The organism is Microbacterium sp. PMB16, from assembly GCF_051294855.1.
In the GTDB taxonomy this organism is placed as follows: domain Bacteria; phylum Actinomycetota; class Actinomycetes; order Actinomycetales; family Microbacteriaceae; genus Microbacterium.
In genome coordinates, this window is sequence record NZ_CP145908.1 from 1,242,450 (window position 1) to 1,266,497 (window position 24,048).

Genomic DNA, 24,048 nt, shown 5'->3' on the forward strand with positions numbered 1-24,048 from the left:
GGAATACGATTCCGTCGATTCGACGGCTGGCCTTCTGCTCGTCGCCGCCGGTTGCTAGCATTCTGCTGTCAGGAGGTGCGACATGGCGACGGTGACGATCCGGAACCTGAGCGATGAGGTGGTCGCGGCGTTGAAAGAACGCGCGCGGCGAAACTCTCGCTCCATGGAGGCAGAGGCGCGCGAAGCGCTGATGAGGCTGGTCGAGAGCGGAGAGTTCACCAGCGGAGTGCAGGCGAGCCTGGCGGAGCGAATCCGTCCCCGCTGGTCTCTGCCCGCGAGCGTGCTCATGGACCGGATAGCACAGAGCCCTCCACCAGCTGCCGATACTGCGGCATGGCTGGCTGACATCCGCGCGGATGGCGACATCGAAGACTTCCGCGACCCCTGGGAGCCTCATGCTGCTTCTTGACACCTCCGTGCTCATCGACGTGGAGAAGTTGCGGATTCCCGAAGGGCCCCTCGCATTCAGCACGCTGACATACGCCGAGCTGGTGTTCGGAATCGAAGCAGCAGCGACGACCGCGTTTCGACGTGAGCGAACGACCCGTCTCGCCTGGCTTCGCGACACTCTCGACACCGAGTGGCTGGCCTTCGACACCTTCGCCGCGGAAAGCTACGCGACCCTCGCGGCGCGCGTTGCTCCTCATCGCCCGCAGCATGCCCGGAGTAAGGACATCATGCTCGCGGGGCACGCGCTCGCGATCGGCGCGCGCTTGGCCACGCTCAACCCGAAGGATTTCGAACTCGTCGCCGACCAGGTCGAGATCGTCGTTCCCGAACTGCGCTGACCCGGCTGGAACCGGATCAGCCCCGCGCGGCCCACCATTCGCGCAACCGCTGCTCCGCAGCATCCGCGCCGAGCACGCCCTCGTCGAGCCGAAGGTCGAGCAGGAAGCGGTACGCCTCCCCGACCTCGCGGCCCGGCTTGATGCCCAGCACCTCCTGGATGCGGTTGCCGTCGACCTCCGGGCGGATGGAGTCGAGCTCCTCCTGCTCGCGGAGCGCCGCGATGCGCGACTCGATGTCGTCGTAGGCGCCGGCGAGACGACCAGCCTTGCGCTTGTTGCGGGTGGTGACGTCGGCGCGGGTGAGGATGTGCAGCCGTTCGAGCAGGTCACCCGCATCGCGCACGTAGCGGCGCACCGCGGCATCCGTCCACGCTCCCTCCGCGTAGCCGAAGAAGCGCAGGTGCAGCTCGACGAGGGTGGCGACGGCATCCGTCGTGGCGGTGTCGAAGCGCAGCGCCTGCAGGCGCTTGCGCGCCATGCGCGAGCCGACGATGTCGTGATGGTGGAACGTGACCACTCCGCCGTCTTCGAGCTTGCGGGTGCGGGGCTTGCCGATGTCGTGCAGCAGTGCGGCGATGCGCAGCGGCACGTCGGGCGCGGCACCGGGGTGACGGGAGTGCTCGAGCTCGATGGCCTGGCTGAGCACCGTGAGCGAGTGCTCATAGACGTCTTTGTGGTGGTGGTGCTCGTCGACCTCGAGGCGCAGCGCGCTGACCTCGGGCAGGAATTCGTCGACGAGTCCTGATTCGACGAGCACCCGGATGCCGCGCACCGGGTCATCGGTCTGCATGAGGCGCACGAGTTCGGATTGGATGCGCTCCGGGCTGACGATGCCGAGGGTTCCGCGCAGCTGCTCGATCGCCGCGAAGGTGTCATCGTCGACGCGGAAGCCGAGCTGGGCGCTGAAGCGCGCCGCGCGCAGCATCCGCAACGGGTCGTCTCCGAAGGAGATGGCCGGATCCGCGGGGGTGCGCAGCACTCCGGCGACGAGGTCTTCCACGCCACCGGTCGGGTCGACGAGCTTCGTGCTCAGTGCTGATTCCGGCCGCTCCGCTGGTGTCGACACCTGCAGCGCCATCGCGTTGACGGTGAAGTCCCGGCGCACGAGGTCGCCCTCGATCGAGTCGCCGAACTCGACCGTCGGCTTGCGGGTGACGCCGTCGTAGCTGTCGGCGCGGTAGGTCGTGATCTCGACCTGCTCGCCCTGCACGCGCGCACCGATAGTGCCGAACGCGCGGCCGATGTCCCAGTGGGCCGTCGCGATCGGCTTGACGATCGTGAGGATCTCGTCGGGCGAAGCGTTCGTCGTGAAGTCGAGGTCGTGCGTCGCGCGCCCGAGCAGCGCATCGCGCACGGGGCCGCCCACGACGGCGAGGTCGAAGCCGGCATCGGCGAAGGCCGTGGCGAGGGTGCGGACGACCGGATCCTCGGCGAGCGCGCCGAGACGGACGAGGCCGTCGGCCATATTGAGCATGGTTTCCAGCGTACCGGGGCGGATGCCGCAGGCGTCTCCGGCCCTTCCCCCCGAGTCGCCCTCGCCTTAGATTCGATCCTGTGCCCGAGATCATCCGAATCACGCGAGTTCTACTACTTCTCTCACGCATAGGGGCAAATGCTCACCACGACCGATTCGGCTTAGACTTTCGCGAATATATTGGCCATATCGGCTGGAACGAACGCGGCCGGCTGAGCGTGTCAGCGCAATGAGAGCGCTGTGTCCGTCTGATTAACTTCAGTGTCTCGGGTTCCTGGCAACGGCGAGCGCGTCAGCTGTCCCCCATTTGGCGGACAGCGAGAATCATGGTTCTTCGCTAGCTTCGAGTGGGCGCAACAGATGTACCAATCACTCGGGGGAAAAAGTGAAGAGAAGAAGATCTGTTCTGGGGCTGGCTTCGCTGTCCGCGGCAGCAGCGTTGGCATTATCAGGCGGCTTGACTGCGTCAGCGACGACCAGTCTCTCCGATGGAGAGCCGGCGGACGCTTTGGATGCGTTGGAACTGCTGACGGCGGTATCTAGTTGTAGTGCCCAGTCAGGTTGTTTGAGATCCGGCTGATGGGCGGGAGCTTCCCGATGGCTGTGTGGGGCCTGTGGTGATTGTAGAAGTGCAACCAGGCTGGCAGGGCGGCTCGGCGCGCTGATTCCGAGTTGTAGTGCTTCGAGTAGGCCCAGCCATCGGCGAGGGTGCGATGGAACCTTTCGATCTTGCCGTTGGTCTGCGGCCGGTAGGGGCGGGTTCGCTTGTGTCGAATACTGAGCTCAGCGCATGCCGCTCGCCAGGCGTGGGACTTGTAGGCAGGGCCGTTGTCAGAGAGCACCCGCTCAACGGTGACGCCGCGATCGGCGAACCAAGAGGCTGCACGACGCAGGACACCGATCGCGGTCTCGGCCTTCTCATCGTCGTGGATCTCCGCGTAGGCGACCCGGGAGTGATCATCGATGACGGTGTGGATGTAGGCGTGACCGAGCAGCGGGTCGCGCTGTTTACCCCTGCGGCGGTGCTGATCGGTCGCGGCTCGGTTCTTGCCGCCTTGCTGCCGACCAACGAACCGCCAGCCTCCGCCGAGCGGGATGTTGCCCAGCTTCTTCACATCGACATGGATCAGGGAACCGGGACGGTCGTGTTCGTAGCGGCGAGCCGGCTCGCCGGTCTTCACATCGACATGCGAGAGACGATTCAGGCGGCAGCGGACCAGCACCGCGTGGACCGTCGAGGCCTGCATCCCCAGCCGTCCGGCGATCTGGACCGGCCCCAAGCGCTTCTTGATCCGCAAATGCACGATCCGCTTCACGACAGGCTGCGGGGTCTTGTTCGGATGCCGGTGCGGTCTGCTTGACCGGTCTGCCATCCCCGCCTCGCCAAGCTCGACGTAACGCCTCGCCCATTTCGCCGCGGTCGGATACGACACCCGGAAGTACCTCGCAGCTCCCGCCACCGGCCATCCCTCGTCGACGACCTGCCGAGCCAGCCGGAGTCGTTGGCGCGGCGTCAAGGCCGCATTAGCGTGGGACACGAGAACCTCCTCGGTTCAGAGCGGAAGCGGTAGCAGCTCCACTCTGCCTTGGAGGTTCTCGTCACATCAGGGCATCCAGATCAAACAACGTCCCTGGGCACTACATCTAGTGAGGAGGCGACTTCAATCCTCGATGATGTTGCGAGGACCCATGTCGTGGGTGAAGAGAATGCCGTGATCCGCACGACGGTGAACGAGATTGATGTGGTGGTGCCGAACAGTGCTGCTGACCCGATTACGCTCGCCTCGTCGACGGGCAACTACCTGGCGGTCACCTTGCCGGAGCCGGAGGCATCTCAGACTGCCGAGATCTTGGAGCCTGGCGTTGTGGCTTTCGATGCCGGATCCTTCACAACGATTCCGGTTGTCAAGGATGATGGTTCTGTTCAGATCGCTACTGTCATTAACGGTTCAGAGTCGCCTATCGACTATGGGTACGAAATTCTTGCAGCCGGTGCCGGTTCGCTCGTCGCAACGGCGGACGGCGCCATCCTCGCGCTGAACCCGGACGGGTCGTTCGCTGGCGCGGTCGCTCCGGCCTGGGCACGGGATGCGGATGGGCGAGATGTACAGACTCACTACGAAGTTTCGGGGAACACGTTGACGCAGATCGTCGACCACGCCGGCGGAGAATTCTCCTATCCGATCGTCGCCGACCCCTGGCTCGGTAGCAACCTCTTCAGCAGGCTGGGTAAAGGTTCAGACGGTGGTAAGCCCCGTCATCTCCTTTACCGGAGCACTTGGGGTGCGGTGGTCAGCGGATACGCAACAGCGTCGCCGATCTTCCTCTCCGCAGGATGGGATGAAGCATATTCACGCTGGGCGATATTGCGAGGCAAGCCGACGATCCACCAGCAGTACGATTGCCACGCGATCTATGCTGTTCTCAAGCCGGACTCTTGGAACCTCGAAGAGAAGCGTTCAAGCAAACCCAACTGGGCTGCCTCTGTGGCATCTCATCTATGCAACTGGTAAAGGAGCTCATGATGAAGACGTTTGCATGGTGCATTCTTTCTGCCGGCCTTGCCCTGGTGGTCGCATTCGCGGCGGTGAGGTTCGAGGCCGGGATTATCGTCGACGCTGCAGGTGGCGTGGGGACGTTGCCCCCGGTACAGGCGGCAGTCGGAATCAGCGGCGTCATCTTGGTTGTCACGGGGATCGTTGCAATAGCTCTCACGGCCCGCCGCTCCCACGCGCGCGCCAGCGCCCGGACTGCACCTATCGGGGGTTAGCCATGGCCAGGCTCGTCCATCCCTGGGTGGGGCACTTCACGATTGATCGCCCAGCGTGGACGCCGGCTGGGCGATCTTCTGTGTCTTCGGACCGGCGGCAGTTTCAGAACAGCGGGTTGTCGCCCTTCGCTTGAGCGATGGCGCGGGTGCGTGCCTGCATCATCTGTCCCGGTGGGCGGTCGCGATCGGCTTGACGATGGTGAGGATCTCGTCGGGCGACGCGTTCGTCGTGAAGTCGAGGTCGTGCGTCGCGCGCCCGAGCAGCGCGTCGCGCACGGGGCCGCCCACGACGGCGAGGTCGAAGCCGGCATCGGCGAAGGCCGTGGCGAGGGTGCGGACGACCGGGTCCTCGGCGAGCGCGCCGAGACGGACGAGGCCGTCGGCCATATTGAGCGTGGTTTCCAGCGTACCGGGGCGGATGCCGCGGGCGTCTTCGTCCCTTCCCCCCGAGTCGCCCTCGCCTTAGATTCGATCCTGTGCCCGAGATCATGCAACTGAACAACTTCACACCACCCGCCACGCCCGCGGCCCGTGCGGCGCAGTCGCTGGCGGGGCGGTATCACTCCGAGTCGATGCAGAACCACGTGTTGCGTTCGTGGCTGTGGGCCGAAGCCTTCGCGGCCGTCGAGGAGCGGAACGAAATCGACCACGAACTGCTGTACGTATCGGCGCTGCTGCACGACATCGGCATCGTGCCCGCGTTCGACAACGTGCACCTGTCTTACGAGGAGGCCGGCGGGCACGTCGCGGTCGCCCTCACGACCGGCGCAGACTGGGATGCTGGGCGGAGTCAGCGTGCGCTCGAAGTCATCGTGCGCCACAACTGGCCATCGGTCGATCCCGCGATGGACGTCGAGGGCTACCTGCTCGAGACAGCCACCGCGCTCGACATCTCCGGCGCCAGGGCTGACGCGCTGCCTGCAGCGTTCATCCAGGAAGTGCTGGTTGCGTATCCGCGCCTCCAGCTGGCTCGTGAGTTCGGCGACGGTGTCGTGGATCAGGCGGCGCGCAAGCCGCACACGTCCGCGCTTCGGCTCGTCGACGGCGGCGTCGTCGGCAAGCTGGCGAATCACCCGCTGGAGCGGTCGCCCGGTTCGTCGAACTGATCCACCCGACGCAGGCGAGGTCAGAACAGCGGGTTCTCGCCCTTCGCCTGAGCGATGGCGCGTGTGCGGGCCTGGATCATCCGCACCAGCGCCATGCTCAGCAGGAATCCACCGATCGCCGCGACAGCCACGATGTACCAGATGCCGATCTCGGGCTCGATCAGCTCGAAGCCGTAGATGACGATGGCCAAGACCGCCAACACCACACCCTCGATCAGCGCGAAGGTGAGGAAGAGCCGCGTCTGGCGGCGGCCGTAGTCCGCGACGACCTCTCGCACGCGAGCATCGATCGAGGAGTCACCGGCATAGGTCATGAGCCCACGGTAGCGGTCGGATTATGGATGCCCCGAAGCAGACCGCTGGTTTCCCGCGTTCCGGTGGGCGGTCTGCGCTTCGTAGAGTCCTAGACGCGCGGTTCCGCGCGTCCGTCCCCGACTCGAACCGAGGTCACCATGACTGCGTCTCCGCCACGCATCCGCAATGCGCGATCAATCACGTCCGACGTCACGTGGTTCTTCACGATCGCCATCCTGCTGTGCTTCGCACTGTCGGTTCCTATGGTGTTCCGCCTCGTCCCGACCGACGTCAACAACCTGATCACGCCGCTCCTGCAGCTGACCCCCATGGTCGCGGCGATCATCATGTGGCTCGTCCGGCGGCCCGCGAGCTTCCGCCAGACCTTCGCCACCGGATGGCGCGGAGCCACGAAGTGGATCGGCATCGGCATCGGCATCATCGCCGCGATCGCCGCGATCCAGACCGGCATCGCCCTGGCGACCGGGATCTGGCAGCTCAACCCGCTCGAACAGATCGCCGCGGCGACGATCTGGGTCATCCCCGTGCTGCTCATGCAGTCGATCTTCGCCATCGGCGAGGAGTTCGGTTGGCGCGGCTGGTTGGCGACGCGCGCGGCATCCTGGGGTTTCTGGCCGTTGGCCATCGTCAGCGGCCTGGTCTGGATCGTCTGGCATCTGCCGGTGCTCGCCGTCATCGGCGATCTGCCGTTCTGGGGCATCGTCGTCTACTTCGCCGGGATGCTGCCGTGGGCGCCGCTGCTGCTGGCGCTGCGCTGGCGTTCCGGAAGCGTCTGGCCCGCCGTCCTCACGCACGGAGCCATCAACAGCATCCGCGTGTACCTGCTGCAGTCCGTGCCGAACGCGTCGGATCATCTGCTCATCGAGGTGATCGGCTGGGTGCTCACCCTCGCCGCCGCTGCGTGGCTGATGCGTCCGAGCAAGGCGCAGTTCGTGCACGCGAGCTAGAGGAGGGCGCCTGACGAGTCCTGAACGATCAGGCAATGAGCCGAGGCAGTCCTGATCCGCAGTGCTGTACGCGTCCGTTGCGACACCCTAGACTCGCGGCATGACGAGCCAGACCGAAACTCGACCCGCACCCGGAACTCGTCTGCGCGGTTTCTCGTCCGGGTTCATCCTCGTGATCGGCGTCGTGTTGATTCCCATGGGTCTCGGCCTCGCGTTCAACAGCTGGTCTGCGCCGGACGCCGACGCGTATGTTCGCATGGCGTTCGCGCAGGTCGCCGGGGCCACGGTCGCCATCGTCACCGTCGTGGGGCTCGTCGTGCAACGCATCGTCCGTCGCAGCAGCGTGGGGGATATCGCATGGTTCGCACTCATCGCCGTCGTCATCACAACATGGCAGGTCACCGGTCTTTCCCGGACAGCCGACTTCCTCCTGAACGGATTGGGCCTCGGTAGCTGAGCCCGGTCGCTCTGTTCATCTTCCCGTCGCCTCGACGTCAGGCCGGCGTCATCCGGCTTCGATGGTCTGTGAGGGCCCCGTGCGGCTGAGCACGAAACCCCACCCCACAAAGGACTCACATGACCTCCCCCACCCCTGCGGTGCGGTGGCGGCGTCGCGGACTGACGTCTGTCGCGCTGCTCGCCCTGCTCGGCGGCGCCGTCGTCGCCCCCGCGGCATTCGCCGCACCGGATGCTGCGCCCGAGGTGCCGACCGGCTCGCTGATCACCGGCGACACCGCCTGGCACTACCTCGATGACGGTTCCGACCCGTCGCCGAAGCCCGCGGCCCTCCGCGACTGGACTCTGCCCGCGTACGACGACAGCGCCTGGAAGACGGCGCCCGGATCCTTCGGTGCCAAGAACGGCAAGCTCGGCGCGGTCGGCCCCGTCACGCCGAAGACGCTCCTGAACCACTACGTCGACGGCGCCAAGGCCCCGACGGTGCCGACGTACTTCTTCCGCACGACTTTCGAGCTCGGCGCGGGCGTGGCCGAGCAGGTCGCATCGCTGGCGAGCACGGTCACCTACGACGACGCGCTCGTGGTGTGGATCAACGGCACGGAGGTCGCGCGCTACGTCGACGGCCGCATCACCGACACTCAGAACGTCGAGTACGCCGGCGACTCGAACGGCGACCCGCTGACGAGCACCATCTCGGCCGAGGGCGACGTGCTCAAGGACGGCACCAACACCATCGCGGTCGCGCTCTACCAGGACCGCGAGAGCAGCTCGGACATCTACTTCGACATGTCGTCGCTGACCCTGGTCAAGGCGTCCGACCCGGGCACCCCGGTGGTCGCCCCGCCGACGCGCGTGATCCTGACGCCGACGGAGAAGCCCGAGATCTCGCAGTCGTTCTCGTGGCTCGCCGGTGACGCCTCGCACACGATCGGCCAGGTCGAGATCGCTCCGGCGGCCGGTGGCGAGACCCGCACCGTCGACGCGTACGACGCGGGCGTCGTGAACGGCAACCCCAACCACCACTTCTCCGCCACCGTGACCGGCCTCACCGCCGCGACCGACTACCGCTACCGCGTCGGCCTGCCCGGCAGCTGGAGCGACTGGTTCGAGTTCACCACGGCCGACCCGAAGGCCACGGACTTCCAGTTCGTGTACTACGGCGACGCGCAGATCGGCCTCGACACCACCTGGCCGAGCGTGGTCAAGCAGGCCGAGGCCAACGCTCCCCGCTCGATCGGGTCCGTGCACGCGGGCGACCTGATCAACACGTCGAGCAACGAGAACGAGTGGCTCAACTGGTTCAAGGGCATGGAGGAATCCGCCACGAGCACCAACGTGATGGCCGCCCCCGGCAACCACGAGTACTCCGGCGACAAGCTGCTCACCGCCTGGAAGGCCGCGTTCGAGTACCCGCGCAACAACCCGTCGACGTCGTCGATCGGCGAGCTCGCCGACCTCGCGAAGGGTGACACCGAGGTCGCGGCGCAGTACCGCTCGCTCTTCGACCACTGGAGCAAGTTCGCCGCCGAGACCGCGTACTACACCGACTACCAGGACGTGCGTTTCATCACGTTGAACGCGACGCGCGACGCGACCTTCCTCACGCCGCCGGCACTCCCCTCCTGCACGGGCGACGCCTGCCCGATCAAGAAGGGCGAGGAGCTGTGGATCCGCTTCCAGGGTGCCTGGCTCGACCTTCTCCTGCAGAACAGCCCGTCGAAGTGGAACGTCGTCACGTTCCACCAGCCGGTCTTCTCGGCATCCGAGGGTCGCGACGAGCCGAAGCTGCGCGCCGACTGGGTTCCGGTCTTCCAGCGCAACGACATCGACCTGGTGCTCATGGGCCACGACCACACGTACGCCCGCGGCTACGTGAACACCGACGCCACCGAGACCCCCGGTCTCACCACCGGCCCGGTGTACGTCGTCTCGAACTCGGGGGCGAAGCACTACGAGCTCGAGACGCCCGAGAAGAACGTCTGGACCAACAACGGCGCCACCCAGGTGCTGCGCGGCCAGGGCGTGACCACCTACCAGGTGATCGATGTCTCGCACGGCAAGCTCGTCTACCGCTCGTACCTCGCGGAGAAGCAGCCGGATGCCACGACCGACCTTCCCGTCGGCGCGGTCTACGACACCTTCACCATCACCAAGTCGGATGCCGGTGAGAAGTGGGTCACCGAGGCCGGCGTCACGCCTCCGGTCACCGAGCCCGAGGTTCCGGCCGAGGTCGAGCTGAGCGCGGCATCCGTCAAGGCGGGCGGCAAGGTCACGGTCTCGGGCAGCGGCTTCGAGGCGAACACCGAAGCACGCCTCGAGCTGCGCTCCGACCCGGTGCAGCTGGGCACGGTCACCGCGGGGGCGGACGGCGCGTTCTCGCGCAGCGTCACGATTCCTGCGGCCACCCCCGCCGGAAAGCACACGCTCGCGGTGATCCTCGCGGACGGCACCGAGGTCACGACCTCGCTGACCGTCTCGGCGGCATCGTCGGGTGGCGGGGCGGTCACGCCCGGTGACGGCACCGGCGGCGCGACCGACGGCGATCTCGCGACGACGGGTGCCGACAGCACCCCGTACGTGATCGCGGCCGTGGTGCTGCTCGCGCTGGGCCTCGGCCTGGTCGTGCTGCGCCGTCGTCGGCAGCACGCGGAGTAGTCCGCAGAATCCATCAGGAAGACGCCGTCGGGGCTTCGGCTCCGGCGGCGTCTTGCTGTCACGAAGTCACCGCGTCACAGCGTCGCGAGCGCAGATATGTATAGATCAATGGCGGATGCCGCAGCATCCGCCCGCCGCTCAACTCAGAGCGTGTACCCCTGCACGGGGCCTTCGGTGTTCGGCTTCCACCCGAGCGCCGGCGCGACATGCGTCGCGAACGACTCCAGCACGTGCAGGTTGTATGCGGGTCCGAGCTGGTTCGGGATCGTCAGGAGCAGGGTGTCGGCCGACATGACGGCCTCATCCTGCTTCAGCTGCTCGATGAGCACGTCGGGCTCGGCGGCGTAGGTCTTGCCGAACGTGGAACGGAACCCGTCGATGATGCCGATCTGGTCGCCGTTCTCCTCGCTGCGCAGCCCGAAGTAGGCGCGATCCATGTCGGAGATCAGCGGGAAGACGCTGCGACTCACCGAGACGCGCGGGCTCCCGGTGTGACCTGCCTCCTTGTAGGCGGAGCGGAACAGATCGATCTGCTCACGCTGCAGCTCGTGGAACGGCTGGCCGGTCGCCTCGGTCACGAGGGTCGAGCTCATCATGTGGAGCCCCTTGCGTCCGGTCTCCTCTGCGGTGGCGCGGGAACCGGAGCCCCACCAGATGTGGTCACGGAGCGTCGGCGAGTGCGGCTCGATCGCGAGGTATCGTCCTTCGCCGACCATCCGGGGGTCACCGGCTGCCAGACGCTCGCCCTCGATCGCGCGCAGGAAGATGTCGAACTTCTCGCGCGCCAGCACACTTCCGCGCTCAGGATCCTCGTCGTCGACGTAGCCGAAGGTCTCGTAGCCGCGCAGCGCCGTCCCGGGTGAACCGCGGCTCACGCCGAGCGCGATGCGTCCGTCGGCGATGAAGTCGAGCGCGGCCGCCTCCTCGGCGAACTGCAGCGGGTTCTCGTAGCGCATGTCGATCACGCCGGTGCCCACTTCGATGCGCTTCGTGCGTGCGGCCATCGCTGACAGCAGCGGCATCGGCGACGCGGCCTGGCGCGCCCAGTGGTGCACGCGCACCGAGGCGCCGTTGACGCCGATCTCGTCGGCACCCTCGGCGATCTCGATCGTCTGCTTCAGCATGTCGCCCGCCGTGCGGGTCGCCGAGCCGGGCACGTCTGCATAGTGCCCGAAGGAGAGGAATCCGAAAGCCTTCATGATCTATTCCAACGCATGGATGCTGCACCTATTCCCCGGGCAGGAGGATGCCGTCGAACACGAGGGAGCGGATGCGCGGCTCGAGCTCCGCCCACAGGTCGCGCAACGGCACCTCGAACAGGTCGGCGAGCGCGGCGGCGATCTGGCCGACCGTGAGTTCGCCGTCGCACGCCCCGACGAATGCGGCGAGCGCGGGATCGACATTGATCGTGCGCACGAAACCGCCGCCCTGACGAAGCTCGATCACGCTCGGATCGTCGTTGCCCGGCAACAGGTGCCGGGCCTCGGTGACATCGGCCGCCGTGATCAAGGTCGTGGGCACACCCTGAGCGAGGAGGTCGTGTGCGGCCAGCCCGGTCGCCAGTGCTGCGCCGACGTTCGACACCGGCTGCCGCAGCTTCTCCGTGCGCCGCAGCGGAGTCGCGTCACTGTGGACGTCACCCTCGGTCTCTGAGCCCGTCGAAGGGCGGCGCAGGAGCACATAGCCGAAGCCGACCGACGTGACCCCGCGCGCGGCGAAATCGTCGAGCCAGGCTGTGAGCAGCGGCGTGAACCCCGCGTCGCGAGGGGTCGTCCCGCCGTCGCGGATCCACAGCTCCGCGTAGCCGAGCGGGGTGAGCTCCTCGCGCTCGATCACCCAGAGGTCGAGGTCGGCCGGCACCCAGGCCTGCAGACGTGCGAGCCCGGTGACTCCGGTGCGCGACTCCCAGTTCCCGAGCAGCTGCGCGATGCCGCCGACCGTGAGGTAGGCCGGGGCCGTGCGGACGAACTGCTCGACCAGCGCGTCACCCACCAATCCGCCGTCGCGGTACTCGTAGGCGGGCACGCCCTCCACTCGCGGCGTGATGACGAAGGGCGGGTTGGAGACGATCAGGTCGAACGCCTCCCCCTCCACCGGTTCGAACATGCTGCCCAGGCGGAACTCGATGTTCCCCACCCCGTTGACGCGCGCATTCAGCTCGGCGAAGGCCAGTGCGCGGGCGGAGATGTCGGTCGCGACCACGGTCCCGGCCCGGCGCGCCACGAGGAGGGCCTGGATGCCGCACCCGGTACCGAGGTCGAGCGCACGTCCGACCTCGAGCGGCACGATCGTCTCGGCGAGTGTGCGCGATGCGCCGCCGACGCCGAGCACGTGGTCGGCGGGCAGCGCACCGTCGAGCGCCACCTCGTCGAGGTCGCTGGCGATCCACCACTCCCCGACGCCGTCGGCGTCGACGAACGACTGCGGGCGCAGCAGCGCCGTGGGGGTGACTGTCGAGGAATCCTCTGACGCGAGCCCCAGCGCCACGAGGCCCTCGACGCCGAGGCGCGGAAGCGCGTCGGAAACGGCGGCCCGTGGCTGCGGCATCCCGAGCACGAGCAGACGGCCGAGAGTGGCGAGAACACCGGCGTCACCGGCGATCGCGCGGAGGATCGGTTCGCGCATCCCGCGGGCGAGCGCGTCGTCGGCTTCCTCTCCCCACAGCCGGCGCAGCGGCTCCGACCGGAAGTCGGCGGCATCGAGATCGGCAGCGAGCGCTGCGCAGTTCCGAGGGTCGGGGACGGGTGCGGGGGTGACGGACACGGCCGTCACTCTACGCGTCTTCAGGGTTCTCCTTCCCCGAGCCTCCTAGAATCACAAGGTCAGTACTCACGAGCAGCCTCCGTCCCGAGGCGTTCGAGGAAGACCCAAATGTCCGTGAACACCCCCGAAACCGGCTTCCGTGCGCGCCTGCAGCGCCTCGCACGAGGAACCGCCGTTTTCGCGATCGTGCTGAGCATCGCCGGCTTCGCCGCTCCGAGCGGTGCTGCCGCGGCAGAGACCCCATCCCCGGGTGGCGACAAGCAGATCGTCACGCTGCACGTGTCCGCGGGACTCCGCGGCACGATCGCCCCAGGTGCGTCGACCTCGGCGAGCCTCACCGTGCAGAACACCAGCGACTCCCTCCTCTCAGCGGGACGCGTTCGCGTCGAGCTGAGTCGCACCCCGCTCGCCGATGAGGCAGCCATCGCGAGCTGGCTCGACGATGAGAAGGCACCGGGGAGCTTCACCGCTCTCGGCTCCGAGAGCACCGAGCCGATCGAGGGCGGCGAATCGGACACCACGTCGATCTTCGTGCCGGAGGCGACCATCGGCACCCTGGCCCCCGGCGTCTACCCGCTGCGTGCAGAGTTGAACGGCGCCACGACCGGCGGCCCCTCGTCCGACGACACCGTCGCCCGAGACGCCACCGCGACGAGCGTCCTGGTCGTCACGACCACGCAGACCGCGCAGGTCGGCGTGCTCGTCCCGATCACGGCGACGCCGGCGGACGGCGCACTGCTCACGGCCGATGAGCTCACGGCGCTCACCGCCCCGGAGGGTGGGCTGACCGCCCAGCTCGACGGCGTGGCCGGCACGACCGCCGTGCTCGCCATCGATCCGTCGATCCCCGCGGCGATCCGCGCGCTCGGTTCGTCCGCCCCCGCGCAGGCGACGCAGTGGCTCGAGCGGCTCGATGATCTGCCGAACTCCCGGTTCGCCCTGCAGTTCGGTGATGCGGATGCCGCGGTGCAGGCACAGGCGAAGCTGCCCGAGCTGCTCCAGCCGACGACCCTCGCGCCGTTCCTCGAGCCGACGAACTTCCCGCTGACGCGCGTCCCCACCGAGCCGACCGATACGCCGAACGGCACCGCCGATCCCACACCCGCCCCCACGGAGACTCCTGCGCTCCCCGATGACGAAGAGCTCACCGAGGTCGACGGGGCGCTCCCACGCATCCTGTGGCCACGCACGGATGTCACCGCCGAGAACCTCGCGGCCTTCGCCGGCTACCTCGGTGACGGCACCACCACCATCGTGTCGTCGACCGCCGTCGGGGGTCAGAACGCCGCGCACGCGACGGTCGCGGGCCAGGACCTGCTGGTGACCGATGCCGCGTCATCCGCTGCGCTGTCGGATGCCGCATCCGAGGCCGACCCGGCCACCCGCCAGCGCCTGCTCGCAGAGGCGGCAGCGCATCTGTACCTCGCTTCGAGCAAGGCACCGGGTACTCCGCTGCTCATCGGGCTCGACCGCGACGAGACGAGATCGCCGGATGCACTGCGCGAGGCGATCTCCGCAGCAGACTCCATCGGGTTCGAACTGTCGGCGGTGCGAGGGACGAAGCCTGTTGCCGCCAAGCTCTCCACGGAGACGGACCCCGCAGGCGCCGCAGAGCTGACGAACCTCCTGGCCGACGAGCGCACGCTCGGGGCCTTCGCGAGCATCCTCACCGACCCTCAGGAGCTGTTGAGCCCCGAGCGCATCGAGATCATGCGCGTCCTCGCGGTCGGCACGCCGGCAGAAGACTTCACCGAGAAGGTGCAGACGCACCGGGCGCAGACGCGTGAGACGCTCGGCGCGGTGAGCGTGCCGCCGTCCAGCACGATCCAGCTGATCTCTGCGAACACCGATCTGCCGATCCGGGTGCGCAACGATCTGCCGTGGCCGGTGAACGTGCAGCTCACCGTGCGCCCCTCCGACCCCCGGCTCGACGTGAAGCCGCTGGTCGAGACCGTGGTGCAGGCGAACACCACTCTGATCGTCAAGGTGCCGGTGTCGGCTCGCGTCGGCAGTGGCGAGGTCGACCTGCGACTCGGCCTGCACAGCCCGACCGGTGTGGTGATCCAGGACGGCCAGATCCTCCGCGTGGCGGTGCGCGCCGACTGGGAAGCCATCGGACTCGGCATCCTCGGCACCCTCATCGTGCTGCTCATCGGTCTCGGCGTCGTCCGCACGGTTCTGCGCCGGCGGCGTGAAGCCGCCGAGGCCGCGGCGGCGGCCGCAGCCGGATCAGACATCGACCCCACGGAAGCGGAAGCAGTGAGAGCAGCGCTCGACCCGGAGGCCATGGAACCGAAGGACGGACGAGGTGAGTAGCCTCGGGCGCGCGAGCGCCGTCATCGGCGCCGGGACGCTGGTATCGCGCGTCACGGGGCTCCTGCGGAGCATCGTGCTCGTGGCCGTCATCGGCTCCTTGAACTCCGACGCCGCAGACGCCTTCTCCTATGCGAATCAGCTGCCGAACAGTGTCTTCTCCCTCATCTCGGTGGGCATCCTCACCGCGGTGATCGTGCCGCAGATCGTGAAGGCGACGGCGGATGCCGATGGCGGGAACGCCTTCATCTCGAAGCTGTTCACTCTGGGCACCGTGGTGCTGGTCGTGCTCACCGCCATCGCCACGGCCTGCGCGCCATGGCTGGTCCAGCTGGTGGCGGGGCAAGCGGAGCCTGAGCTCCTCGCGCTCGCGACCGCCCTGGCGTACTGGTGCCTTCCTCAGATCCTGCTCTACGGTCTGTACGCGCTGCTCGGGGAGGCCCTCAACGCCCGGCGGATCTTCGGTCCGTTCACCTGGGCGCCCGTCGTCAACAACATCATCTCCATCGCCGGGTTCCTCGCCCTCGGAGCCCTCTTCGGTCCGGTGCCCACGAACGCGGCCGAATGGACGCCCACGATGATCGCGCTCCTGGGCGGCACCGCGACGCTGGGCATCGCGCTCCAGGCGATCGTGCTGCTGGTCTTCTGGCGGCGTACGGGGTTGGCACTGAAGCCCGACTTCCGGTGGCGCGGCGTCGGGCTCGGCAACGTGGGCCGCCTCGCCGGCTGGACGTTCCTGATGGCGTTCGCGAGTCTCGCCGCCGGCATCCTGCAGGGTTTCGTCATCAGTGCGGCCGCTGGCAACGAAGCGTCCGCGACCGTGACGGCCAATGCCTGGCTGATCTTCATGCTCCCGTACTCGGTGATCGTCCTGTCGATCGGCACCCCGTACTTCACGCAGATCAGCGAGCATGCCGCAGCTGGTCGGCACGACGAGGTGCGCGCCGACATCGCGCGCAGCATCCGCACCCTCCTCTTCTTCATCGCGGCAGCTGTTGCGGCTGTCGCGGCTGCTGCCGTTCCCGCCTCCCGCGTATTCTCCAAGGCCACCGAGTTGGTCACTGCCGAGGCGGCCGCGCAGTCCGCTGCGCTCGTCCTGCTCTGCTATCTCGTCGGCCTCATCCCCCTGACGATCCTCTTCATCGTGCAGCGAACGTTCTACGCGTACGACGACACCCGCACGCCGTTCTGGTTCACGATGTTCCAGTGCGCGCTGATCGTGACGACGGCGCTGGCCGCTTGGGCGCTGTTCGAGGCAGGAATCCTCCCTCTGAGTTCCCTGGCCGCAGCGGTCGCGCTCGGCCAGTCCTGCGCCAGCATCCTGCAGACGATCGTCGCCGCCTGGCTCCTGCACCGGAAGATCGGCGGGCTCCAGATCCGCTCCTGGATGACGGCGATCGCACGCTTCGCCCTCGCAGCCGTCCCCGCAGGGCTCGCCGGCTGGGGCGTGTACCTGCTCAGCGGCGGGATCGACGGGTGGATGCTGGACGGTCAGTTCCTGGGCGCCATCGGCACCGCGATCATCGGCCTCGTCGTGGTCGTCGTCTACCTCGTGATCCTCGCGCTGCTGCGCGCTCCGGAGCTCAAGGTCGCCGGTTCCCTGGCGCGGCGATTCCTGCCGGGTCGCTGAGCGCGCCGCCCAGACACCGCTGAGGGAATGCCCCGCGGTTACCATGGGTTGAATCACTCGGAACGTCTTTCGACGGCACCCATTTTCTACGACGGAGAGCACATGCGTCAGGTCATCATCATCGGTTCCGGCCCCGCCGGATTCACGGCCGCCATCTACGCTGCACGCGCGAACCTCAAGCCGCTGCTCATCGCGAGCTCCGTCGAGGTCGGCGGAGAGCTGATGAACACCACCGAGGTCGAGAACTACCCGGGGTTCCCCGAGGGCATCCAGGGTCCTGAGCTCATGGCGAAGTTCCAGGAGCAGGCCGAGAAGTTCGGCACCGAGGTGCTGTACGACGACGTCACCGAGCTCCAGCTCGACGGCCCCGTCAAAACGGTCACCCTCGGCAGCGGCGCGGTACACGAGACGCAGACGCTCATCTACGCGACCGGCTCCGCCTACCGCAAGCTCGGCATCGAGGGCGAAGAGCGCCTCTCCGGCTACGGCGTCTCGTGGTGCGCCACCTGCGACGGCTTCTTCTTCCGCCAGAAGACGATCGCGGTCGTCGGCGGCGGCGACTCGGCCATGGAAGAGGCGACGTTCCTCACCCGCTTCGCCGACAAGGTCTACGTGATCCACCGCAAGGAGACGCTGCGCGCCTCGAAGATCATGCAGGAGCGCGCCTTCGCGAACGAGAAGATCGAGTTCGTGTGGAACAGCGAGGTCGCCCAGGTTCTCGGCGGCGACGCCGTGAGCGGTGTGCAGCTGCGCAACACCGTCGACGGCACTCTCAGCGAGCTCCCCCTCGACGGACTCTTCATCGCGATCGGCAACGACCCGCGCACGCACCTCGTGCACGACAAGCTGAAGCTCACCGCCGAAGGCACCATCTGGGTCGACGGCCGCTCCTCGGTCACGTCGGTCCCCGGTGTCTTCGCCGCCGGCGACGTGATCGACCCGACCTACCGCCAGGCCATCACGGCCGCCGGTACGGGCACGGTCGCCGCCCTCGACGCGGAGCACTTCCTCGCGGATTTTGAAGACGCCTCCGTCGAGTTCCCGGCTGCGGAGGCCGCCGAGATCCTCACCGCGTAACCGCGCGGGAACAGTTTCACCTCGTCAGCTGTTGTAGCTGACGAACCTCGAATCAAGGAGAACTCTGATGAGTGCAAAGGCTACGAGCCAGGCGACCTGGGAACAGGACGTTCTGCAGGCCGACGGTCCCGTGCTGGTGGACTTCTGGGCCGAGTGGTGTGGTCCCTGTCGCATGGTCGCCCCGGTTCTGGACGAGATCCAGTCCGAGAACCCCGACAAGATCACCATCCTCAAGCTCAACGTGGACGAAAACCCCGAGCTGGCGATGAAGTACCAGATCACGTCGATCCCGGCGATGAAGGTGTTCGACGGCGGTGAGGTCAAGACGACCATCATCGGCGCCAAGCCGAAGTTCGCCCTCGAGAAGGACCTCGCCGCATTCATCGGCTGATCCTCTGAGACCCAGCAGGGCCGTCACCTTTTCGGAGGTGGCGGCCTTTTCTGCGTCCGGCCTCGGGGAAGGCGACACGTGGGTTCTCGTGGTTCCGGGCTCCGGGATGTTCCCCTCTCTCGCAAAGCGGGTTCCCTCCCGCTGCGCGGGCCCCTCCCGATGCTCGTTCGAGGAACACCCTGCGCCCTACGGTGCTGCGCACGGGGGCAGTCGCCGCGGAGGGTGCGTGCGCGGGTTCTGTTGGGGGCACGATCTGCGGATCGGGACACCGTCCCGCAGATCGGGACCAGGCGGATGCTGCGACGCTGGCTACTTGGCGGAGACGGGGACGGACGGGAGGCCCTGGGACGCACGAGCGTGGTCGACGAGGTCCTGGATGACGGGGGTCTTGGCGGCGTTGTAGGTCGATGTGCCGCGGGCGGCGGCGGCGACGGCATCGCACTTGGCGTGGGAGTAGCGGTCGGCATCCCCGGGGTGGGCGCGCAGCCAGTCGCGCAGGATGCGCTGGTTGACGGAGTCCCACTCGGATGCGCTGAAGAAGTGGGGGAAGCGAGTGCCCCGACGCAATCTTCGCGCGACGTGACACCCCGAGGTACATGCAAGACCAAGAGCCTGGCCCGACTGGAACTGCCGCGTGACCGAGGGAGTCGGGATGCTCCCGGAGCGAGCATCGGGAGGGGACCCGCGTAGCGGGGAGGGCGCCCGTTCTGCGAGCGAAGGGAGCGTCTCGACTCCCGGCCCATCGACCAGACCTCAGGAGGCGTCGGCGACCGTCGGGTCCCAGCGGCGGTGACGCTGCTTCTCGTCGAGCAGGCCCCAGACCGCGGGCGTGAGCTCCGGGTACTCCAGGGCGATCTGACGCAGCACGCGGTAGTGACGCGCGGCGTTGGGACGCACACCGTCGTTGGCGTTGATATTGTCGGCCCGCAGCAGGTAGACGACGAGTTCATCGACGCTCGGCAGCTCCTCCATGAAGTCCCACGGGTCTTCTCCGCCGAGGAGGCGCTCCTGGATCAGCACTGCGAGTTCGTCGGCGGCTTCCGCACGCAGCACTTCGAGGCTGGCGCGGCGCTGTACGGACTCGGACATGCTTCCAGCCTACGTCCGACTGGGACGCCTCCGGCGCTCGACCTTCGTGTCTTCGCGCATGTCCTCGAGCTCTTTGCCCTTGGTCTCGGCGACCTTGAAGTACACGAAGAAGAACGACAGCAGCGCGAAGAACGCGTAGAAACCGTAGGCGAATGGGAGCCCGATCTCGGCGAAAGCAGGGAACGTCGTCGAGATAAAGAAGTTGGCGCCCCACTGCGCGGCTGCAGCGACCGCGAGAGCACTGGCACGGATCGAGTTCGGGAACATCTCACCGAGAAGAACCCAGACCAGCGGCCCCCAGGTGGCTCCGAAGAACACGACGAACCCGTTGGCGCAGATGAGCGCGACCGTCGCCCAGGGATCGGGGAGCGTCACGGCACCCTCGGCATCGAGCGTTCCGAACGAGAAGGCGAGGGCCATGAGTCCGAGGGTCAGCGTCATGCCGACCGATCCGACGAGCAGCATGATGCGCCGGCCGATCTTGTCGACGAGGAGAATCGCGACGATCGTGACGACGATGTTCGTGACGGACGTGATGACGGTGATCAGAAGCGCCTGGGACTCCCCGAATCCGACGGACTGCCACAGCGTCGTGGAGTAGTAGAAGATCACGTTGATTCCGACGAACTGCTGGAACACCGACAACAGGATGCCGACCCAGACGATCGGCTTCAGCCCCAGGCGATGACCACGCAGGTCACGCAACGACTCGGTGCGCTCGGTGTTGAGAGTGCCGGTGATCTCGGCGATCTTCGCCTTGACGTCGACGGCGCCCGTGACGGTCGTCAGGACCTCGGATGCCTTGTCGATCTCGCCCTTACCCACGAGATAGCGGGGCGATTCCGGGAGTCGCAGCGACATCACGCCGTAGACGATGGCGGGAATCGCCTCCGCGATGAACATCCAGCGCCACGCATCCAGGCCCCAGAGCGGCTCCGCTGCGCCTCCGGCCACGTTGGCCAGCATGGCGTCCGAGAGCAGTGCGACGAAGATACCGGTAACGATCGCCAGCTGCTGGAGTGAACCGAGTCTCCCGCGCATATGCGCCGGTGACACCTCCGCGATGTACGCAGGGGCGATGACCGATGCCGCGCCGACGCCCAACCCGCCGACCACGCGCCAGATGATGAGGTCCACTACTCCGAACGCCAGCCCCGACCCGAGCGACGAGAGCAGGAAGAGCACGGCGGCGGCGACCATGATCGGGATGCGGCCGTAACGGTTCGCCAGCGGGCCAGCGAACCACGCACCGACCGCGCAGCCGATCAGTGCCGATGAGACCGCGAAACCCTTGAGCCCCACGCCGAGGTCGAAGCCCGACTGGCTGCCCGCCAGCGCATCGACCGCGCCGTTGATGACCGCGGTGTCGAAACCGAACAGGAAGCCACCCAGGGCGGCGGCGATGCTGACCGCGATGACGCGGCCTCGAATGGCTGATCCGGGTTGTGTGCGCGACATTGTGCCCTCCTCGACGTCATCTGACGCGAGTCTAGGCCTCCCCGCGGACCTCGGGGCTGATCTCAGCTGCGGCCGTATCCCTGCTCGCCGAGCTCCTCGAGAATCCGGTTCAGATCCTGGATCGAAGCGAAATCAATCGTAACCTGGCCTTTTCGCGCACCGAGAGCGATCTTCACGCGCGTGTTCAGCCGGTCGCCGAGCTTGCCGGCGACCTCGTCGAGGTAGGCGCGTCGCGCCCCCGGCGTCGCCTTCGAGGTCTTCCCCGCAGCCGGTTGCGACTTCGCGACCTCTTCCGTGGCCCGCACGGAGAGGTCTTCGTTGACGACCTTGTCGGCCAGCTTCTGCATCGCCTCGGGCGTCTCGAGGCTGAGGATGGCTCGGGCATGACCAGCCGTCAGGACCCCGGCGGCAACACGCTGCTGCACGGGAACCGGCAGCTTGAGCAGGCGGATCGTGTTGCTGATCTGGGGCCGCGAGCGACCGATGCGCGTCGCGAGCTCTTCCTGCGTGATGCCGAAATCCTCGAGAAGCTGCTGGTAGGCCGATGCCTCTTCCAGCGGGTTCAGCTCGGAGCGGTGAAGGTTCTCCAGCAGGGCGTCGCGGAGCAGGTCCTCATCTGCGGTCTCGCGAACGATCACCGGGATCGTCTCGAGACCTGCCTCGCGTGCGGCCCGCGTGCGCCGCTCCCCCATGATCAGCTCGTAGTCGCCATCGGAGTTCTGCCGGACGACGACCGGCTGCAGCACGCCGAACTCGCGGACGCTGTGCACCAGCTCGGCGAGATCCTCCGGGTTGAAGTGGGTACGCGGCTGCCGCGGGTTCGGAACGATCTTGTGCGGGTCGACCTGCACCAGGTGGATGCCAGGGACGACCGCGAGGTCGTTCTCCTGCGCCACGGTGCTCACCTGAGCCTCGCTCGGGCGGAGGTTCGCCCCGGGGAAGAACACGTCCACCGGACGCTCCGCCTGGTCAGCCGTCGGGATCAGGGCGCCGATGCCCCTACCCAGTCCAGTGCGCTTCGCCATCATTTCTCCTTGCTCTGCGTCGCTGTACGCGACGCGATCTCGACAGCAGCCTCGCGGTACGCGATCGCGCCGGCGGACTGCCCATCGTAAGCGATCACGGTCTGCCCGAAACTCGGTGCCTCTGACACGCGCACCGACCGTGGAATCACGGTCTCGAGCACCTGATCGGGGAAGTGCGTCCGCACCTCGTCCGCCACCTGCTGCGCGAGACGCGTGCGCCCATCGAACATCGTGAGCAGGATGGTGGAGAGGTGCAGCGAAGGATTCAGGTGCTTCTGGATCATCTGGATGCTGCCGAGCAGCTGGCTCAGACCCTCCAGCGCGTAGTACTCGCACTGGATGGGGATGAAGACCTCGGAAGCTGCGGTGAAGGCGTTGATCGTGAGCAGACCCAGCGACGGCGGGCAGTCGATGATGACGAAGTCCATCGGGCTGTCGACGAGATACTCCTCCAGCGCGCGACGCAGCCGGTGCTCCCTCGCGACCTGCGCGACGAGCTCGATTTCGGCACCCGCGAGGTGGATCGTACTCGGCGCGCAGAAGAGATTCGGATCCTCCGGGCTCTGCTGCACGATGTCGGCGAGCGGGAACTCCTCGATCAGCACGTCGTAGACACTGGGGACTTCCGCGCTATGCGGCACTCCCAGCGCGGTGGACGCGTTGCCCTGCGGGTCGAGATCGATCACGAGGACCTTCGCGCCGAGGCCAGCGAGCGCAGAAGCGACGTTGACGGCAGACGTGGTCTTGCCCACGCCACCCTTCTGATTCGACACTGTCAGCACACGCGTCTCGCCGGTGAACTCGACCTTCGCAGCCTCGAGCGCACGGCGCCGGGCGGAGAGGTCGGCGAGCTCCCGCGCGAGCGGGGTATCCATCCCGAACGATTCGTTCGGTGATGCCTTTTCGGATTGTTTCACGTGAAACATCCACTCCTTTCGGGGCCGCGTTCCACTCTAATCGCTGGGGAGGACGTTGGATGCCGGGGTTGCGGGCGGTGAGTGGTCTGGTGAGTGTTGCGGGGCTGTGCAGAGGAGGTTGTACCGGATGGGTTCGGGGGTGAGGGGTTTACGGGGTTTACGGGGGTGAGGGTGGGATGCTCCCCCTCGTTCGCAGAGCGGGCGCCCTCCCCGCAAGCGGGGGCCCCTCCCGATGCTCACTCACGGAAGCATCCCACCCTCACGGGTGCCGCGCGCCTTCGGCATCCGCGGGGTATACGTCGGTGGAAAGCCACGTATCGGTAGGGGTTGTGTGTAGGCGGAGGCTTCCGTGATCGTCGCTCACGATTCGATCTAGGGAAGCAGGCCTGTCGTCGTGGGACGGGGTGGGTCATGGGGCCGGCTTAGTGGCGAGCTCTGAGTGCACGCGCGCTCAGGCGTGGTGGATTGGTGAGCGCGATGTTTCACGTGAAACGGTGCTGTCTGCGCGCTGGGGATCGGCACGGGCTCCGGCATCCGGGCACGAGGCCTGAAGCCTTAAGGCGGGAAGGGATCCTCGGCGTCTAGGAAAGAGGTTCACTCTCGCTGCCACCGACGCGTCAAGCTCATCGGGAGGCGCGGTGTTTCACGTGAAACACCGCGAAGCAAAGTCCGTTGAGAACAGAGGATGACGTCGAGGCAGCTCACGCGCGTTCTTGCGGAGCGAGTGGTCTGCGTCCGGCGCGCGCCCATCCGACAGGATCTGCTGATCGCGAAGCATGTGCCTGGGCTCTCCACCGGGGATGAGCCGCAGGCATTCAGGGGCGCGCGCTGAAAGCGAGCTATCCGCGTGAGGGATGTTTCACGTGAAACG

21 protein-coding genes and 1 pseudogene are annotated in these 24,048 nt (G+C 67.1%); 11 read left to right on the forward strand and 11 right to left on the reverse strand.

The window, feature by feature from the left end; all coding sequences use genetic code 11:
* Positions 1–82 precede the first annotated feature (82 nt).
* Both V5D55_RS05925 and V5D55_RS05930 read left to right on the forward strand, forming a co-directional pair.
* Positions 83–409, forward strand: a complete 327-nt coding sequence (locus tag V5D55_RS05925) for a FitA-like ribbon-helix-helix domain-containing protein (RefSeq protein ID WP_435748455.1) — start codon at positions 83–85, stop codon at positions 407–409.
* Complete coding sequence (locus V5D55_RS05930; RefSeq protein ID WP_435748456.1) at positions 396–788, forward strand: PIN domain-containing protein; 393 nt, start codon at positions 396–398, stop codon at positions 786–788. The genes V5D55_RS05925 and V5D55_RS05930 overlap by 14 nt, the downstream gene beginning before the upstream one ends.
* A 16-nt stretch (positions 789–804) precedes the next feature.
* Here V5D55_RS05930 and V5D55_RS05935 read toward each other — a convergent pair whose 3' ends face one another.
* The gene (locus tag V5D55_RS05935; protein WP_435748457.1) at positions 805–2,262 is read right to left on the reverse strand and encodes a CCA tRNA nucleotidyltransferase; all 1,458 of its coding nucleotides are present in this window, start codon (positions 2,260–2,262) and stop codon (positions 805–807) included.
* A gap of 539 nt (positions 2,263–2,801) precedes the next feature.
* The gene (locus V5D55_RS05940) at positions 2,802–3,800 is read right to left on the reverse strand and encodes an IS481 family transposase (RefSeq protein ID WP_435745437.1); all 999 of its coding nucleotides are present in this window, start codon (positions 3,798–3,800) and stop codon (positions 2,802–2,804) included.
* A gap of 156 nt (positions 3,801–3,956) precedes the next feature.
* Between V5D55_RS05940 and V5D55_RS05945 the strand changes: the two genes are divergently transcribed.
* Entirely contained in the window at positions 3,957–4,775 is an 819-nt protein-coding gene (locus tag V5D55_RS05945) for a hypothetical protein (protein WP_435748459.1), read from the forward strand.
* A gap of 422 nt (positions 4,776–5,197) precedes the next feature.
* On the opposite strand, the pseudogene V5D55_RS05950 reads toward V5D55_RS05945, so the two are convergent.
* Positions 5,198–5,419: pseudogene (locus tag V5D55_RS05950) on the reverse strand (CCA tRNA nucleotidyltransferase); the annotation flags it as partial.
* A 101-nt stretch (positions 5,420–5,520) separates the two neighbouring features.
* On the opposite strand from V5D55_RS05950, the gene V5D55_RS05955 reads away from it, so the two are divergent.
* Entirely contained in the window at positions 5,521–6,138 is a 618-nt protein-coding gene (locus V5D55_RS05955) for an HD domain-containing protein (protein WP_435749265.1), read from the forward strand.
* Between the two features lie 20 nt (positions 6,139–6,158).
* Here V5D55_RS05955 and V5D55_RS05960 read toward each other — a convergent pair whose 3' ends face one another.
* On the reverse strand, positions 6,159–6,452 hold the full coding sequence (locus V5D55_RS05960; RefSeq protein ID WP_435748460.1) for a hypothetical protein: 294 nt from the start codon (positions 6,450–6,452) through the stop codon (positions 6,159–6,161).
* 138 nt (positions 6,453–6,590) lie between these two features.
* Between V5D55_RS05960 and V5D55_RS05965 the strand changes: the two genes are divergently transcribed.
* The 3 genes from V5D55_RS05965 (at position 6,591) to V5D55_RS05975 (ending at position 10,514) form a co-directional block, all read left to right on the forward strand.
* The gene (locus V5D55_RS05965; RefSeq protein WP_435748461.1) at positions 6,591–7,400 is read left to right on the forward strand and encodes a lysostaphin resistance A-like protein; all 810 of its coding nucleotides are present in this window, start codon (positions 6,591–6,593) and stop codon (positions 7,398–7,400) included.
* A gap of 100 nt (positions 7,401–7,500) precedes the next feature.
* Complete coding sequence (locus V5D55_RS05970; RefSeq protein ID WP_435748462.1) at positions 7,501–7,857, forward strand: hypothetical protein; 357 nt, start codon at positions 7,501–7,503, stop codon at positions 7,855–7,857.
* 119 nt (positions 7,858–7,976) lie between these two features.
* Positions 7,977–10,514 (forward strand): fibronectin type III domain-containing protein, encoded by a 2,538-nt coding sequence (locus tag V5D55_RS05975; protein ID WP_435748463.1) that lies wholly within the window; start codon positions 7,977–7,979, stop codon positions 10,512–10,514.
* A 143-nt stretch (positions 10,515–10,657) separates the two neighbouring features.
* Here the strand turns inward: V5D55_RS05975 and V5D55_RS05980 are convergent, their stop codons facing one another.
* A complete protein-coding gene (locus V5D55_RS05980) occupies positions 10,658–11,713 on the reverse strand; it encodes an LLM class flavin-dependent oxidoreductase (RefSeq protein ID WP_435748464.1) in 1,056 nt (351 codons plus the stop codon).
* Positions 11,714–11,741: 28 nt separating this feature from the next.
* The gene (locus V5D55_RS05985) at positions 11,742–13,286 is read right to left on the reverse strand and encodes a class I SAM-dependent methyltransferase (RefSeq protein WP_435748465.1); all 1,545 of its coding nucleotides are present in this window, start codon (positions 13,284–13,286) and stop codon (positions 11,742–11,744) included.
* Positions 13,287–13,385: 99 nt separating this feature from the next.
* On the opposite strand from V5D55_RS05985, the gene V5D55_RS05990 reads away from it, so the two are divergent.
* The 4 genes from V5D55_RS05990 to trxA all read left to right on the forward strand — a co-directional run bounded on the left by V5D55_RS05990 (position 13,386) and on the right by trxA (position 18,688).
* Complete coding sequence (locus tag V5D55_RS05990; protein ID WP_435748466.1) at positions 13,386–15,593, forward strand: DUF6049 family protein; 2,208 nt, start codon at positions 13,386–13,388, stop codon at positions 15,591–15,593.
* Complete coding sequence (gene murJ, locus V5D55_RS05995; RefSeq protein ID WP_435748467.1) at positions 15,586–17,220, forward strand: murein biosynthesis integral membrane protein MurJ; 1,635 nt, start codon at positions 15,586–15,588, stop codon at positions 17,218–17,220. The genes V5D55_RS05990 and murJ overlap by 8 nt, the downstream gene beginning before the upstream one ends.
* Before the next feature lie 102 nt (positions 17,221–17,322).
* Positions 17,323–18,297 carry a thioredoxin-disulfide reductase gene (gene trxB, locus V5D55_RS06000; protein ID WP_435748468.1) on the forward strand — a complete coding sequence of 325 codons (975 nt, stop codon included), beginning with the start codon at positions 17,323–17,325 and terminating at the stop codon, positions 18,295–18,297.
* 67 nt (positions 18,298–18,364) lie between these two features.
* Entirely contained in the window at positions 18,365–18,688 is a 324-nt protein-coding gene (gene trxA, locus V5D55_RS06005; RefSeq protein ID WP_116633353.1) for a thioredoxin, read from the forward strand.
* 309 nt (positions 18,689–18,997) lie between these two features.
* On the opposite strand, the gene V5D55_RS06010 is transcribed toward trxA, so the two are convergent.
* The 5 genes from V5D55_RS06010 to V5D55_RS06030 all read right to left on the reverse strand — a co-directional run bounded on the left by V5D55_RS06010 (position 18,998) and on the right by V5D55_RS06030 (position 23,186).
* Positions 18,998–19,255, reverse strand: coding sequence for a GrpB family protein (locus V5D55_RS06010; RefSeq protein ID WP_435748469.1), 258 nt, complete (start codon positions 19,253–19,255; stop codon positions 18,998–19,000).
* 186 nt (positions 19,256–19,441) lie between these two features.
* Positions 19,442–19,777, reverse strand: a complete 336-nt coding sequence (locus tag V5D55_RS06015) for a tryptophan synthase subunit alpha (RefSeq protein WP_435748470.1) — start codon at positions 19,775–19,777, stop codon at positions 19,442–19,444.
* Between the two features lie 9 nt (positions 19,778–19,786).
* Positions 19,787–21,235 carry a sugar porter family MFS transporter gene (locus V5D55_RS06020; protein WP_435748471.1) on the reverse strand — a complete coding sequence of 483 codons (1,449 nt, stop codon included), beginning with the start codon at positions 21,233–21,235 and terminating at the stop codon, positions 19,787–19,789.
* Between the two features lie 62 nt (positions 21,236–21,297).
* The gene (locus tag V5D55_RS06025) at positions 21,298–22,260 is read right to left on the reverse strand and encodes a ParB/RepB/Spo0J family partition protein (protein WP_435748472.1); all 963 of its coding nucleotides are present in this window, start codon (positions 22,258–22,260) and stop codon (positions 21,298–21,300) included.
* Positions 22,260–23,186 (reverse strand): ParA family protein, encoded by a 927-nt coding sequence (locus V5D55_RS06030; RefSeq protein WP_435748473.1) that lies wholly within the window; start codon positions 23,184–23,186, stop codon positions 22,260–22,262. The genes V5D55_RS06025 and V5D55_RS06030 overlap by 1 nt, the downstream gene beginning before the upstream one ends.
* Positions 23,187–24,048 lie beyond the last annotated feature (862 nt).

Coding starts and splice junctions, on each gene's coding strand:
- V5D55_RS06015 (WP_435748470.1), bottom strand. CDS start 19,777: ATGTCCGAGTCCGTACAGCGCCGCGCCAGCCTCGAAGTGCTGCGTGCG.
- V5D55_RS05970 (WP_435748462.1), top strand. CDS start 7,501: ATGACGAGCCAGACCGAAACTCGACCCGCACCCGGAACTCGTCTGCGC.
- V5D55_RS05965 (WP_435748461.1), top strand. CDS start 6,591: ATGACTGCGTCTCCGCCACGCATCCGCAATGCGCGATCAATCACGTCC.
- V5D55_RS06020 (WP_435748471.1), bottom strand. CDS start 21,235: ATGTCGCGCACACAACCCGGATCAGCCATTCGAGGCCGCGTCATCGCG.
- V5D55_RS05960 (WP_435748460.1), bottom strand. CDS start 6,452: ATGACCTATGCCGGTGACTCCTCGATCGATGCTCGCGTGCGAGAGGTC.
- V5D55_RS06025 (WP_435748472.1), bottom strand. CDS start 22,260: ATGGCGAAGCGCACTGGACTGGGTAGGGGCATCGGCGCCCTGATCCCG.
- V5D55_RS05930 (WP_435748456.1), top strand. CDS start 396: ATGCTGCTTCTTGACACCTCCGTGCTCATCGACGTGGAGAAGTTGCGG.
- V5D55_RS05935 (WP_435748457.1), bottom strand. CDS start 2,262: ATGCTCAATATGGCCGACGGCCTCGTCCGTCTCGGCGCGCTCGCCGAG.
- V5D55_RS05975 (WP_435748463.1), top strand. CDS start 7,977: ATGACCTCCCCCACCCCTGCGGTGCGGTGGCGGCGTCGCGGACTGACG.
- V5D55_RS05990 (WP_435748466.1), top strand. CDS start 13,386: ATGTCCGTGAACACCCCCGAAACCGGCTTCCGTGCGCGCCTGCAGCGC.
- V5D55_RS06030 (WP_435748473.1), bottom strand. CDS start 23,186: ATGTTTCACGTGAAACAATCCGAAAAGGCATCACCGAACGAATCGTTC.
- trxB (WP_435748468.1), top strand. CDS start 17,323: ATGCGTCAGGTCATCATCATCGGTTCCGGCCCCGCCGGATTCACGGCC.
- trxA (WP_116633353.1), top strand. CDS start 18,365: ATGAGTGCAAAGGCTACGAGCCAGGCGACCTGGGAACAGGACGTTCTG.
- V5D55_RS05980 (WP_435748464.1), bottom strand. CDS start 11,713: ATGAAGGCTTTCGGATTCCTCTCCTTCGGGCACTATGCAGACGTGCCC.
- V5D55_RS05925 (WP_435748455.1), top strand. CDS start 83: ATGGCGACGGTGACGATCCGGAACCTGAGCGATGAGGTGGTCGCGGCG.
- V5D55_RS05955 (WP_435749265.1), top strand. CDS start 5,521: ATGCAACTGAACAACTTCACACCACCCGCCACGCCCGCGGCCCGTGCG.